Source organism: Telluria antibiotica (assembly GCF_011682055.1).
Taxonomy (GTDB): domain Bacteria; phylum Pseudomonadota; class Gammaproteobacteria; order Burkholderiales; family Burkholderiaceae_D; genus Telluria; species Telluria antibiotica.
In genome coordinates, this window is sequence record NZ_JAAQOM010000003.1 from 176,262 (window position 1) to 189,027 (window position 12,766).

The following is a 12,766-nucleotide window of genomic DNA, read 5'->3' on the forward strand; positions in this document are numbered from 1 at the left end:
TATGCCTCCGCGGGCTCAATACTGGACGGAAAGCGTCGCCACGAGCGCATTCTCGTGGTAGTCGCGATTGTCGAACACGCCGGCGCGGCCCTTGGAGTGGCGCAGGTCGAGCGTTCCGATGGTCTTGGTGCTGAAGCGGCTGCTCAGGCCCGCGCTCACCTGGCGGATGTCGTTGGTGAGGCCGGTCTTCAGCGATTGCACGTTCACGGCGTACAGGTTGGCGTGCGCCGAGCTGCGCGAGGACAGGCGGTAGTCGAAATCCGCGCTGGCGCCATGCTGCTTCGTGTCCTCGTTCAGGGCGCCCAACTGCGTCGGCAGCAGCACGCTGTCTTCCTGCTGCAGCGACAGGGCCTGCGTGTGCTCGCTGAAGACCGAGAACACGAGGTTGCTGCGCGCACCCTTGAACGTGGCGGAACCCTGCAAGCGCTTGTTGCGCATGTAACGGTTGCTCAGGTAATTGATGCTCTGGAGCAGCGTGGGCGGCAGGCCCGTCTGCGCCATATAGGCTTGCACCGCCTGCTGGCGCGCGATCGGGTCGGGATATGCGGTCTGGAACAGGTGGTCGAGCATCGCGGCCGTGTCGACCGCGGCCGGCAGCAGGAATTGCGAGCGCGTCGTCGTGACGACGTCGGCATACGTCAGCGCCCAGACGCTGCGCTGCGTGCGGTAGCTGGCGTCGAACGAGCCCGTCTTGCCGAAGTAGCGCCGGCCATACGATGCGCTCACGCGCGTGCGCGACGACGGCGCCCAGATGAAGCCGCCGGACCAGCTGCGGCCGCGCGTCCGTTGGGACAGCGCACGGTATTCGTACTTGTCGTAGCCGACGCTGGTCGTCGCGCTCAGGTGCTGCGTGACGCGGTACTGCAGGCCCGCCAGGCTGTTTTCGGTGACGGTATTGCCCGTGTTCTGGGCGGTCATGTCCTGGTGCGAATGGTGGAAGTTCCAGCCGAGATCGGTGAAGCGCGGACCGCTGACCAGGTCGAGCGACCGCGTGCTGGCCAGGCTGTTGCCGAAGCCGCTCTTGGCGCCGCCCTCGACCGCGTCGCGCGTGTAGCGGGCCGTCATCAAGGCCGTCGCGCCGAACCGGTGCCGGAGGTAAGGGCTGATGCTCCACGTGTGGATGTCGGTGCCGTTGTTCGCGCTGAACGAATTGGCCGGCAACGGGCCGAACGCCGAGACGGCCTGGCGCGTGCCGCTGGCGCTCGCGTCCACGTACAGCAATTCCCGGACCGCGACGGCCTCGGCCGCAGCCGAATAGCGGCGGTCGCTGTCGCGCGTGTTCGGGGTGTTGTCGTTGCTGTATGCGTATTTGCGCCATTCCGCGCTGGCGTTGAACTTCAGGCGCGAGCTGATGCCGGTGATGGACACGCTGGGGGCCACTTCGCTGACGAAGCTGCCGCGTGCCTGGTCCTGGGACAGGTTGCCCACGTTGTCGGAATACGTTTCACGCAGCTGGACACCGGGCGCGACTCGCCAGTCCGCCAGGCAGTCGTTCGACAGCAGCAGTGCCGCCAGCGCAAGCGGCGTGAGCCGGAGCGTGGCACTGCCGGGCCATTTGACCAACCGGTGAGCGGACAAGGACAAATTAGCCGTAGTGATAGTCATACGTTTCTTCGATGCCGGGGAACTCCCTGGTCTTGTTATAGATGAGATTGACGTTCGGATAGCTTTCCAGCTGGCGCAGGGCCTCCTTGACGGCGTGCTGGGTCGTCGTCTGGGCTTCGACCACCATCACGATCTGCCCCATGTGCGACGCGAGCACGCGCGATTCGCTGGTCAGCAGCAGCGGCGGCGAATCGAAGATCACGACCCGGTCGCGATAACGGTTGGCGATTTCGCTCACGAGCGTGCTCATGGACGAGCTGGCCAGCAACTCCGTTGCGCGCGGCGTGCTCGTGCCGGCCGGCAGGATCGACAGCGTGTCGACGTTGGTGCGCAGCATGACGTCGGCCATGTCGATCTTGTCGTCCACGAGGATGTCCATCAGGCCGCGGTGCGCGGGCAGGCCGAGCGAGCGCAGCACCGACGGGCGCGCCACGTCGGCGTCGACGAGCAGCACCGTGTGGTCGAGTTCCATCGCGATGCTCATCGCCAGGTTGATGGCGCAATAGGTCTTGCCCTCGCCCGGCAGCGAGCTGGTGACCATGATCAGGTTGCCCGGCTTTTCTCCTTCCGCGCGCTCGGTGAACGCGCGCTGCAGCAGCGGGCGCTTGATGACGCGGAAGTCTTCCAGCAGGCGCGTGCGGCCGCCGGCGGCCGTCACCATGCCCAGGTCGCGCATGCGGTTCAAGTCGAGCTCGACACGGCGGGTCGAGGATTTCTGTGTGGGCGCGGCCTTTGGCGCCGCGTGGGGCGCTGCTTCGGGCGCGGCCGGAGCGGGCGAGGGTGCCAGGTTGATGGGGGCGTTCGGCGCGGCCGCGTGGGCGGCCTCGATGGCGTCGATGGCCGCCGCTTCCGGCGCGTTGGCGGCGGCCGGTGTGTTGCGCTTCAGGTCGATCCGGCTTGCCGCTTTTTCGATGATGCTCACGGTGTACTCCTTAATCTTAAAGCGTGGGGCGGACCAGGATTGCGGCCATCCCGATGCCATAGGCGCCGAACAGCAGCAGCACGGAGCTCGCGAGCGCGACCAGGCGGCGCTTGCGTTTGACGGTCTGGTCCGGCGTCCAGTTCATGCCGATCGAACCGAGCACCGGCAGGCCGGTCACGTCGCGCAGCGCGCTCTGGCTCAGGAAGGTCGGACGCAGCTGACTCATCAGGAACGCGACGGCCAGGCCGGCGACGAGGGCGCCGACGAACACGATCGAGAACAGGCGCAGGCGGTTCGGGCCGCTCGGATGGTTCGGCACCGTCGGCGGATCGATCACGCGGAACTGCAGCATGTCGGTGGCCGACGTCAGGTCGCCCGACAGGCGCGCCGATTCGCGGCGCTCGACCAGCTTCTGGTAGTTCTCGCGGTTGACCGTGTAGTCGCGGTTCAGCTGCGCGAACTGTGCTTCGATTTCCGGCGCCGTCGTGCTCTGGGTACGCAGGCGCGCCACGCGGGCTTCGTATTCGCTGACGCGGGCACGCATCGACGCAACGTGCGCCTCGGCCTGCGACAGCGACACGTTCAGCTGCTGCAGCATCGGGCTGTAGCTGGCGCCCGGGTCGAGGCTGCGCTTCTTGCCCTTGGCCAGTTCGGCCCTCTGCGCCATCAGCTGGTCGAGCAGGCGGCGCGTGGAGATGACGTCAGGATGCTGTTCCGTGTACTGCATGCGCAGCATGTCCAGGTTCTTCTGGGCGGCGACGATGCGTGCTTCCAGTTCCGGATCCATGAGGGCCGGATCGACCTTCACGGTGCCCGGCTTGGCCGGGTCGCCCGAGATCTGGCGGCGGATCGCGTTGCGCGCCTGCTCGGCCTCGGCCAGCTCCAGTCGCGCCTGGCTCAGCTGGTCGGTGGCCTGTTGCAGCTGGCCGCCGAAGTCGCCCGTGCCGCTGCCGCCGCCCGGCAGCATGCCCAGGTTCTTCAGCTTGAATTCCTTCAGCGAGTTTTCCGCCGCGGCCAGTTTTTCCTCATACGTCTTGATCTGGTCGTCGATGAACTGGACGGCTTTTTCCGAATCCTGCTTCTTGCCGCTGAAGCTGCCTTCCACGAAAATCGTCAGCAGCGACTGGACGACGTCCTTGCCCAGCTTCGCATTGTCGGCCGTGTAGGTGATCGTGTAGATGTCGTCGCGCTCGGTGCCGGTGATCTTGATCTGCTGCATCAGCTCGTCGACGATCTTGTCGTGCTCCTTGGTGTCCTTGGCCTTCACGTCGAGGTCGACCATGCGCATCAGGCGTTCGACGTTCGGACGGCTGATCAGCGTGCGGCGCATGAACATCACCTGTTGTTCCAGATTCGGCACGCTGGTCATGTTGGCCAGCAGCGGTTTCAGGATGCTTTGCGTGTCGACATACACGCGTGCCGAAGCTTCGTATTGATTGGGAAGGCGTAATACCACCACCCAGCCGATCAATGCGACGACCCAGGTAATGACGACGGCATGCCAACGGTATTTGCCAATCGCCTTGAGGAAGTTAAGAAGTACGGCTGTGATCTCTGCCATCTCGTCAGTCTCGCCTTGAACGACCCGTCACCCCGGTGGGGGCGGAAGGCCAAAAAAATAACCAAATACCTCGCATGATCGCTTGTACCCCGAGCAATTGCAATTACGCGCGAGAAAAATGTCGCAGCCGTCTTGGGAAGTGCCTCATTCGCAACACAAGTGCCACCAAGCAATCTAAAATAGCGCGGTACTTTGCTCCACAACCGTCAATTATTAGCACGGATTTAATAAAAGTTCGTAAAACCGTTGTATGTCTTTGACGCCAACGTGGGTGCATCGAGCGACCTCATCGCGTAGACTACCTGCGCAACAATTGATCAGTTCAAGCGCTTTATTGTAATGTCTAAAATGCAAAAAGGGGTGCACGGTTGATGCTGCCTCGAAATAGAGATCACGCCCCGGGCCACCCGTCCGCCCCTTCGCGGCAGCGCCGCAGCTGGCTGGCGTTGCTGGTCTGGTCGCTGGGCGCGATGGCGGTCCCGGCCGGAGCGACCGACCTGCGGACGATTGTGCCGACCATCAAACGCTCTGTCGTGGGCGTGGGCACGTTCGAGCGCACGCGCAGTCCGTCCATCGTCTTTGTCGGCACTGGTTTCGTCGTCGGCGACGGCCTCGACGTCATCACCAATGCCCACGTCGTGCCCGCCACGCTGGCCGAGGGCAAGATGGAACAGCTCGGCATCGTGCTGCCGGACGGCGAAGGCGTGCGCTTCCGCCCGGCCGAGCTGGTACAGCGCGACACCGAACACGACCTCGCTCACCTGCGCCTCAGCGGCGCGCCGCTGCCCGCGCTCGAGCTGGGCGACTCCGATACGGCGCAGGAAGGGCAGGAACTGGCGCTGACGGGTTTTCCGCTGGCGATGGCGCTGGGGCTGCACGCCGCCACGCACCGGGCGACATTGGCCGCGATCACGCCGATCGTCCGGCCGTCGCTCGGCGCCCGCACCCTCGATCCGCGCCAGATCGCCGCCCTGCAGCGCGCGCCGTTCAGTATCTTTCAGCTCGACGGTACGGCGTACCCGGGCAACAGCGGCAGCCCCGTTTATGATCCCGCCACCGGCAAGGTATTGGGCGTGATCAATGCCGTGTTCGTGAAAGGTTTGAAGGAAACGGCGATCACGGCGCCGAGCGGAATCACGTATGCAATTCCTGCGAATTACGTGCGCGATTTGTTGCGGAAAAAATGAACAGAAAACGAGCGCGCGTGCCATGATCAAAAACAATTTGTATCGTGCGCAGTCTTTTCATTCGGCACTATGATATACAATACGACGCTGTTGATGGCTTTTTAACAACGAATACTCGGCCACGGAAGTGGCCTGCGACGAAAGGGACTGACGTGGGCAAGTACAAGGCGAACCTGATGAAACATTCGACGATCGTGCTCGCCGCCGCGTGCGCGCTGGCGCTGGGCGGTTGCGCGACGAATCGCGGCGGGCAGCCGATCGAGACGCAGGTGACCGACAGCCAATACCTGATCGGCCCGGGCGATTCCGTGAACATCATCGTCTGGCGCAACCCGGAAGTGTCGATGTCGGTGCCGGTCCGTCCGGACGGCAAGATCACGACCCCGCTCGTCGAAGACCTGCCGGCCGCCGGCAAGACGTCGACCGCGCTGGCGCGTGACATCGAAAAAGCCCTGTCCAAATACATTCAGCAGCCGGTCGTTACCGTCATCGTGACGAACTTCGTCGGCAATTACAACGAACAGATCCGCGTGATCGGCCAGGCCGCCAAGCCGCAGGCGCTGGCGTACCGCCGCGACATGAGCCTGATGGACGTCATGATCGCCGTCGGTGGCACCACCGAATTCGCGGCAGGCAATCGCGCCAAGCTGATCCGCAACGTGGATGGCAAGCAGCAGCAATTCAACGTCCGCCTGGACGATTTGATCAAGGATGGCGATATTTCGGCCAACGTTCCGATGCGCGCGGGCGACATTCTGGTCATCCCCGAAAGCTTCTTCTAACAACATTGCCGTCGATATTTTTTACATCACCCGGCGTTCCAACATACAATAGTCGTTGCTGGGTGGTATGGCGCCAAAATAAGCACCTGATTTAATGTAAGTTTTTCTTCCGGGCAGCATGCTGGCGCAAAACTTGCTAATACAGGTACTGGTCGCCCTCACTGGGCGACATCATTTTGGGGAACGCACGTGGCTACCGAAAATCAAGATAACGACAAGATCAAAGCGGCGCCGTCCTTGACTCAACGGGGCGCGGCACGCCGTCGCCTGGCCAAAGTCGGCGTGGGCGCCGGGGTCCTCGCAACATTGGAAAGCAAGTCGGCGATGGCATCGATGGTCTGCAGGTCGCCGTCGGGTTCGCTCTCGAACGGCTTGAGCACCAGCCATTACGGCAAAACGGCGCCAACCTGCGACGGGCTGTCGCCCGGTTACTGGAAGCAGCCGCAGCACGCCTGGCCCGCGGCCGTGTCGCGCACGGCGATGTTCACGAGCGTGTTCTACGCCGCCAGTGCCCCTGCTGCGTGTCCGGTGCGCGCCGCTTCCTACCCTAACGGCAAGTGTTACGAGCCGGGCTCGTATGCCTGCGCGTCCCTGGAAGACATGCTGAACCCGCAGAGCTTCGACAACAACAACGTCGGCATGCACCTGGTGGCAGCCTACCTCAACGTCATGTCGCAGAAGGTCGGTTTCCTCGAGCCGACCGACTTGCAGACGATGTGGAGCGAGTTGCAGACCACGGGCCGCTACAGCCCGACCGCCGGCGTGTACTGGGACAATTCCCAGGTCGCGAACTACCTCAGCTCCATCCACGATTGAGGTTGCGGTGTGGCGTTTGACACCTGGCCAGGCGCTGGCCTGCCGGGAATGGGACGGTGAAGCGGTGCTGTACAACGATCTTTCGGGCAGCACCCATCTGCTGGACGGCGCCGCGCTCGACCTGTTGCACGCGCTGCGCGACCAACCCGCCGACGCCGACGCCCTGGCGGCCCGCCTGGCCGACCGATTCGACGCCGGCGACGACGACCTCGTTTCCCTCATCGACGACATGCTGGCCACGCTGGCCGGACTGGACTTGATCGAACCATGCTGACGGTCGGTTCGCTGTCGCGCGCCGAACTCGCGGCGCGCCTGTCGGGTGACGGCATCGTGCTGCGGACGGGCCCATTCGCCAACCGCATCCGCAGCGACGTTCTCCCGCTGATCGACAGCTTTGCGCTGATGTATGCCGACTATCCGGTCGACCCGGACGGCGGCTTCGTCGACTTCTACCTCGATTTGCGCCGTTCGGGCGGCCTGCGCCGCTGGTATCGTCCACAGGTCCATTTCGCCTACGACGGCGCGACGCCGTTCCAGCCGCTGCCGCTCGGGCAGGCGTATCCGATGCTGGAATGGACGATGAACTGGTGCGTCTCGCACCGCGCCCACGGCTACCTGATCATCCACGCGGCGGTGCTGGAAAAACATGGCCGCGCCGTGATCCTGCCCGCGCCGCCGGGTTCCGGCAAGAGCACGCTGACGGCCGCCCTGCTGGGGCATGGCTGGCGCCTGCTGTCGGACGAGATGACCCTCGTGCATCTGGACGACGGCACGCTCGTGCCGCTCCCGCGCCCCGTGAGCCTCAAGAACACGTCGATCGACATCATCCGCGCATTCCGTCCCGACGCCGTGCTCAGCCGTCCCGTCGAGGAAACGACCAAGGGCACGATCGCCCACCTGAAGGTGCCGGCGGAGAGCATCGCCCGCGCCGCCGAGCCGGCCCGTCCGGCGTGCATCGTGTTCCCGCGCTGGGAGGCCGGCGCCGCCATGCTGCTCGACCCGCTGCCGAAGGCGCGCGCGTTCATGCAGGTCGCGGACAACTGCTTCAATTACCAGGTGCTGGGCGCACGCGGCTTCGCCGCCCTGGGCGGCCTGATCGACGCCAGCGACGCGTACGCGTTCCGGTACAGCAGCCTGCCGGACGCGATGGCGCGGTTCGAGCGCCTGGCGCTGGGGACGACATGAACGGTCTGCCGCTGCTCCTACGCGTGTTGCGCGACCCGTCCGCCGCACAAGGCCTGGACGGCGCCGGCTGGGACTTGCTGCTGCGCCAGGCCGACGCCGCCAATCTCGACGCCTACCTGCTCGTGCTGCTGGAAGATGCCGGCCTGCTGGACACCGTCCCCGCCGCGCCGCGCGCCCACCTGGAGTGGACGCGCGCCGGCGCCGCAGGCCATGCGCAGGCCGCGCGCTACGAAGTGCGCCAGATCGCCCGCGCGCTCGATGGCCTCGGCTTGCCGCTGATCCTGCTCAAGGGGGCCGCGTACGCGCTGGCGGGACTGGACGCCGGCCGCGGCCGCCTGTTTTCCGACATCGACATCCTCGTGCCGAAGACCCGCTTGCACGAGGTCGAGGGGGCTCTCATGATGCACGGCTGGATCACCACCCATCACGACGAGTACGACCAGCGCTACTACCGGCAGTGGATGCACGAGCTGCCGCCGATGCAGCACGCGCGCCGCGGCAACTCGATCGACGTGCACCACGCGATCCTGCCGGAGACGGCGCCCGTGCGCCCGGACCCGGACAAGCTGCGCGCCGCGGCCCGTCCGATCGCGGGCGAGCCGGGGCTCGCGACGCTGGCCCCGGCCGACATGGTGCTGCACAGCGCCGTGCACCTGTTTTTCGACGGCGAGTTCGACAAGGGCTTGCGCGACCTCGTCGACATGCACAGGCTGTTGACTGAATTCGGCGCGCAGCCGGGGTTCTGGGGGGCGCTGCCGGCGCGCGCGCGCGCGCTCGAGCTGGGGCGGCCGCTGTTCTATGCGCTGCGCTATTGCCCGCGCCTGCTCGGCACGGTCGTCCCGCCGGCGGTGCAGGCCGCCATGGCCTGGGCGGCGCCCAACCCGGCGCTGTTGTGGCTGATGGACCGATTGTTCGGGCGCGCGCTGCTGCCGCTGCATGCGAGTTGCGCCGACGCATGGAGCGACTTTGCGCACTTTGCGCTGTATGTGCGCGGCAACTGGCTGCGCATGCCGCCGCTGCTGCTCGCGCAGCACCTGTTTCATAAAGCGTTTATCACGAGGCACAACACGTCGCAGGCGGCCTGAGCCTTGCGCGGCGCCAGCTGACCCCAACAGGAGCGGCCTGGCCGCAGGAACGTATGTCCGAATCGTTTGATCTCGACCAGAACTGGGACGCCATCGTCGTGGGCACGGGTATGGGAGGCGCAACGCTGGGCCTGGCGCTGGCGCGCGCGGGCCGCCGCGTGTTGTTCCTCGAAAAAGGCTCCGCCCACCCGGACCTCGTCGGCCGCTACGCGGAGGATGATTTTCCGGCGCCGCAAGCGCCCCAGCCGGCGCACCGGGCCATCCTCGCACGTGCGGGCCGTTACGCGGACGAGATCGTCGACCGCTCGGGGCCGCGAACGCAGCGTTTCGTCCCCTTCATCGGGGCCGGCGCGGGCGGTTCGACGGCCCTGTACGGCATGGCACTGGAGCGCTTCTTCCCATCCGATTTCGCCGCGCAAGACCATTACCGGGCGCCGCCCGGTGCCGACCTGCCGCTGCGCTGGCCCGTCGGCTACGACGAGCTGGTGCCGTATTACGACAAGGCCGAGCAATTGTTCCGGGTGCGCGGCACGGCGGATCCGCTGCGTGCGGACGGGCAGCGCGAACATCTACTGCCGTCGCCGCCGCTGACGCCGGCCTCGAAGGAGCTGTACGGCTTCTTCGAGAAACGGGGCCTGCATCCTTACCGGCTGCCGCTGGCGTGCGAATTCGTCGACGGTTGCAGCGGTTGCCAGGGCTATCTGTGCAGCCGCGCGTGCAAGAACGACGCCGGCAGGATCTGCCTGGAACCGGCCCTGCGCGACCACGGCGCGCGCCTGCTGGACGCATGCGACGTCGTCGCGCTGGAAGCCGATGCACACCGCGTGACGGGCGTCGTGTGCGCACGGGGCGGCCGCCGGTTCACGGTGCGCGCACCCATCGTCGTGCTGGCGGCGGGCGCCCTCGAGACGCCGCGCATCCTGCTCGATTCCGTCTCGGACTCGTGGCCGCACGGCCTGGCCAACGCATCGGGCCTCGTCGGCAAATACCTGATGCGCCACCACATCGACCTGTACCTCATCGAGCCCAAGCTCGAGGGGGAGTTCGATAACCGCCAGAAAGAGCTCGCCTTCAACGATTTCTATATCGTGGATGGGCAAAAACTCGGCTCCGTGCAATCGTTCGGCCGCCTGCCGCCGCCCGCCACCTTGGCCGCTTCCGTCGCCGACGACTTGCGCCAGGGGCCGCTGCCGTGGGTTGCCCCGCTGTTCAAGCTGGCGAAGCCCTTCGTCACGCCCGTGCTGGATGGCCTCGTGCACCGCCGCATGATCCTGGCCGCGACGCTCGAGGACTTTCCGTATGCCGACAACCGCGTCGAGCCCGCGCGCGACGATGCGCAAGGTGCCCGCCTGGCCATCGAATACCGCGTGCGCGACGCCGACCGCTCCCGCATCGAGGCTTTTCGCGCGCGCATGCGCCAGGTGCTGGCCGGCTACCGTTTCAAGCTCATCAAGCAGGCCGAGAACAACCAGCGTATCGCCCACGTGTGCGGCACGTGCCGGTTCGGCGACGATCCCGCACGGAGTGTGCTCGACCGCAATAACCGCGCGCACGGGCTTGCCAACCTGTACGTCGTCGACAGTTCGTTCTTCCCGTCGTCCGGCGGCACCAACCCCAGCCTGACGATCGCGGCGAACGCCCTGCGCGTGGCCGACCATCTGCTGGCGCAGGCGTGATGCGGCGTGCGTCTTCATCATTCATCGTTCATCGTTCATCGACAAGGAGATCGCGGATGCAGCTTTCCGACTTAACAGGCCATTGGGCGTTGGTGACTGGCGCCTCGTCCGGCATCGGCGAGGAATTCGCCGGGCAGCTGGCCCAGGCCGGCATGCGGCTGGTGCTCGTGGCGCGGCGGGAAGAGCGTCTGCAGGCCGTCGCCGACGCGCTGCGCGTGCGGTACGGGGCCGAAGTGCGGGCCATCGTGGCCGACCTCGCGGACACCGCGGCCGCGGCGCGCATCCGTGCAGAGCTCGACGCCGCCGGTATCCGCGTGCGCCTGCTGTGCAATAACGCCGGCGCGGGCCGCTGGGGCCGCTTTGAAGACACCCAAGCGCAGGTGTACGACGAGCTGGGCACGCTCAACACGACGGCGCTCGTGGCGATGTGCCGCCGCTTCTTCGACCATCTGGCGGCATTCCCCAGCAGCGCCGTGATCAACGTGTCGTCTGCGGCCGCCTACCAGCCGGTGCCGTACATGGCGGTGTATGCAGCCAGCAAGGCGTTCGTGCAAAGCTTCAGCCAGGCCCTGCACGGCGAGTGGAAGGAGCGCGGCATCGTCGTGCAGACGCTCGTGCCGGGGCCGACGGACACGGAATTCGACGCCAAGGCCGGGGCCTACGAGAGCGCGCTGACGGAACGCGATGCACCGGCCGACGTGGTGCGGGCGTCGCTGGCGGGGCTGGAGCGCGGGGTGCCCGTCGTGAACGCGGCCAAGGGCACGTACAAGCAGCGCCTGTTCGCGGGGGTGGCGCCGCATTCGATGGTCATCCGCGAGGTCGGCAAGATGTTCAAGCCGCCCGCCGGGAAGTGAAAACACAATAAAAAAACCGCGGTCGAGACCGCGGTTTTTTCATGAGGCTGATCCGGAAACCGGATTAGGCCTTCGGAGCGCGACGACGCTTGGCGCCCATCAGACCCAGCATGCCCATGCCCAGCAGCATCATGGTGCCCGGTTCCGGAACCGGATTGCCGTTCAGGGTGGTTGCACCGTCAACCTTGAACACGATGTCGTTGGCAGTCACGGAATAACCCGGGAACAGCGTCTCGTCGCCGCCTTTCTGGAAGTTGTTCGTTGCCGAGGTGCCTGCCGGGTAGTTCAGGTTCGAGTCGAACTGAACGCCGAACAGCATTTCGCCGACGCCTTGCAGGTAAGCCGGATCGATGAAGTCGCCTTTTTCCTTGATCAGGGCTTGCAGCTGGGTCGAGCCTTGGCCTTTCGAAGCGGACTTTGCGGTGAATTGCGACAGCGAGCCGTCCGGCACGACGGTCAGCAGGGCGATCAGCTTGCCATCGTCGAAGCCGGTGCCGGCCTTGGTGCTAGCGTTTGCTTTGGTGTCGTAGTAGATCGCGACCTTGTTGGCGCCCACGGTGTTGTTCAGGCCGAAGTTCGCGGTTGCCAAACCACCGATCACACCCGACGACGTCACGGTTTCGCTCAGCTTGGCGACGATCGTGTATTCGAAGGCGGTCGGGCTGGAGCGCTTGATACCGTCCGAGCTTGCATCGATGCCGTTCAACCATGCATCGGTCTGCGTGCCGGTCACGCCGACCAGGTTAGCCTGGTACAGGAATTGGAAATTGGTGCCCACCGTGAGGGCTTTGCCGCTGTTGAACGGGCCAACACCGATGGCGACGCCGCTGCCGGCCTCATTCCAGTCCAGCGAGGTTGCATCGGTGGCGTACACGGTGCCGGCACCGTTTTGCAGGGTGAATGCTTGCGCCGACGATGCGGAGAATGCGAAACCAAGGGCGGCTGCGACCGGGATCAGTTTGCGGAACGAATTCTTCATTTAAGCTCCAAATAATCTGCTGGTTGATTTTTGTTCGGGGGTAGCCCAGCGTTGTTTGCGGGCTCTTGTCCCTCTTAATGCAAGGTGCGTGCCAGCCGTAATGGGTTTTGTTTA

Annotated in this window: 12 protein-coding genes; 8 read left to right on the forward strand and 4 right to left on the reverse strand. The window is 65.4% G+C overall.

Annotation, left to right across the window (positions count from 1 at the left end; translation table 11 throughout):
* Nucleotides 1–15 precede the first annotated feature (15 nt).
* Genes HAV22_RS06060 through HAV22_RS06070 form a run of 3 tightly spaced genes read right to left on the reverse strand, consistent with a single transcriptional unit; the run spans nt 16 to nt 4,088 of the window.
* Complete coding sequence (locus tag HAV22_RS06060) at nt 16–1,605, reverse strand: TIGR03016 family PEP-CTERM system-associated outer membrane protein (RefSeq protein ID WP_166857604.1); 1,590 nt, start codon at nt 1,603–1,605, stop codon at nt 16–18.
* On the reverse strand, nt 1,586–2,527 hold the full coding sequence (locus HAV22_RS06065; RefSeq protein WP_371869554.1) for an XrtA-associated tyrosine autokinase: 942 nt from the start codon (nt 2,525–2,527) through the stop codon (nt 1,586–1,588). The genes HAV22_RS06060 and HAV22_RS06065 overlap by 20 nt, the downstream gene beginning before the upstream one ends.
* A gap of 16 nt (nt 2,528–2,543) precedes the next feature.
* On the reverse strand, nt 2,544–4,088 hold the full coding sequence (locus HAV22_RS06070; RefSeq protein WP_166857609.1) for an XrtA system polysaccharide chain length determinant: 1,545 nt from the start codon (nt 4,086–4,088) through the stop codon (nt 2,544–2,546).
* Between the two features lie 371 nt (nt 4,089–4,459).
* Here HAV22_RS06070 and HAV22_RS06075 point away from each other — a divergent pair, with 371 nt between their 5' ends.
* From HAV22_RS06075 to HAV22_RS06110, 8 genes are all read left to right on the forward strand, one after another.
* Nucleotides 4,460–5,275, forward strand: a complete 816-nt coding sequence (locus HAV22_RS06075; RefSeq protein ID WP_308789197.1) for a S1C family serine protease — start codon at nt 4,460–4,462, stop codon at nt 5,273–5,275.
* Between the two features lie 176 nt (nt 5,276–5,451).
* The gene (locus tag HAV22_RS06080) at nt 5,452–6,057 is read left to right on the forward strand and encodes an XrtA/PEP-CTERM system exopolysaccharide export protein (RefSeq protein ID WP_166857611.1); all 606 of its coding nucleotides are present in this window, start codon (nt 5,452–5,454) and stop codon (nt 6,055–6,057) included.
* Nucleotides 6,058–6,429: 372 nt separating this feature from the next.
* On the forward strand, nt 6,430–6,873 hold the full coding sequence (locus tag HAV22_RS06085) for a hypothetical protein (RefSeq protein ID WP_166857613.1): 444 nt from the start codon (nt 6,430–6,432) through the stop codon (nt 6,871–6,873).
* 7 nt (nt 6,874–6,880) lie between these two features.
* Nucleotides 6,881–7,147 (forward strand): HPr-rel-A system PqqD family peptide chaperone, encoded by a 267-nt coding sequence (locus HAV22_RS06090; RefSeq protein ID WP_208296080.1) that lies wholly within the window; start codon nt 6,881–6,883, stop codon nt 7,145–7,147.
* Nucleotides 7,141–8,058: an HprK-related kinase A gene (locus HAV22_RS06095; protein ID WP_166857617.1), complete on the forward strand. Its 918-nt coding sequence runs from the start codon at nt 7,141–7,143 to the stop codon at nt 8,056–8,058. Before HAV22_RS06090 ends, HAV22_RS06095 begins: the two co-directional genes overlap by 7 nt.
* The gene (locus tag HAV22_RS06100; RefSeq protein WP_166857619.1) at nt 8,055–9,143 is read left to right on the forward strand and encodes a nucleotidyltransferase domain-containing protein; all 1,089 of its coding nucleotides are present in this window, start codon (nt 8,055–8,057) and stop codon (nt 9,141–9,143) included. Before HAV22_RS06095 ends, HAV22_RS06100 begins: the two co-directional genes overlap by 4 nt.
* A 53-nt stretch (nt 9,144–9,196) precedes the next feature.
* Nucleotides 9,197–10,819, forward strand: coding sequence for a GMC oxidoreductase (locus HAV22_RS06105; protein WP_166857621.1), 1,623 nt, complete (start codon nt 9,197–9,199; stop codon nt 10,817–10,819).
* Between the two features lie 56 nt (nt 10,820–10,875).
* Complete coding sequence (locus tag HAV22_RS06110) at nt 10,876–11,673, forward strand: SDR family NAD(P)-dependent oxidoreductase (protein ID WP_166857623.1); 798 nt, start codon at nt 10,876–10,878, stop codon at nt 11,671–11,673.
* 64 nt (nt 11,674–11,737) lie between these two features.
* On the opposite strand, the gene HAV22_RS06115 is transcribed toward HAV22_RS06110, so the two are convergent.
* The gene (locus HAV22_RS06115; protein WP_166857625.1) at nt 11,738–12,652 is read right to left on the reverse strand and encodes a PEP-CTERM sorting domain-containing protein; all 915 of its coding nucleotides are present in this window, start codon (nt 12,650–12,652) and stop codon (nt 11,738–11,740) included.
* Between the last annotated feature and the right edge of the window lie 114 nt (nt 12,653–12,766).

What these genes read in the sequence shown, in the direction of transcription:
- HAV22_RS06070 (WP_166857609.1), bottom strand. Translation starts at nt 4,088, where the DNA reads ATGGCAGAGATCACAGCCGTACTTCTTAACTTCCTCAAGGCGATTGGC.
- HAV22_RS06095 (WP_166857617.1), top strand. Translation starts at nt 7,141, where the DNA reads ATGCTGACGGTCGGTTCGCTGTCGCGCGCCGAACTCGCGGCGCGCCTG.
- HAV22_RS06060 (WP_166857604.1), bottom strand. Translation starts at nt 1,605, where the DNA reads ATGACTATCACTACGGCTAATTTGTCCTTGTCCGCTCACCGGTTGGTC.
- HAV22_RS06080 (WP_166857611.1), top strand. Translation starts at nt 5,452, where the DNA reads ATGAAACATTCGACGATCGTGCTCGCCGCCGCGTGCGCGCTGGCGCTG.
- HAV22_RS06105 (WP_166857621.1), top strand. Translation starts at nt 9,197, where the DNA reads ATGTCCGAATCGTTTGATCTCGACCAGAACTGGGACGCCATCGTCGTG.
- HAV22_RS06075 (WP_308789197.1), top strand. Translation starts at nt 4,460, where the DNA reads ATGCTGCCTCGAAATAGAGATCACGCCCCGGGCCACCCGTCCGCCCCT.
- HAV22_RS06110 (WP_166857623.1), top strand. Translation starts at nt 10,876, where the DNA reads ATGCAGCTTTCCGACTTAACAGGCCATTGGGCGTTGGTGACTGGCGCC.
- HAV22_RS06115 (WP_166857625.1), bottom strand. Translation starts at nt 12,652, where the DNA reads ATGAAGAATTCGTTCCGCAAACTGATCCCGGTCGCAGCCGCCCTTGGT.
- HAV22_RS06100 (WP_166857619.1), top strand. Translation starts at nt 8,055, where the DNA reads ATGAACGGTCTGCCGCTGCTCCTACGCGTGTTGCGCGACCCGTCCGCC.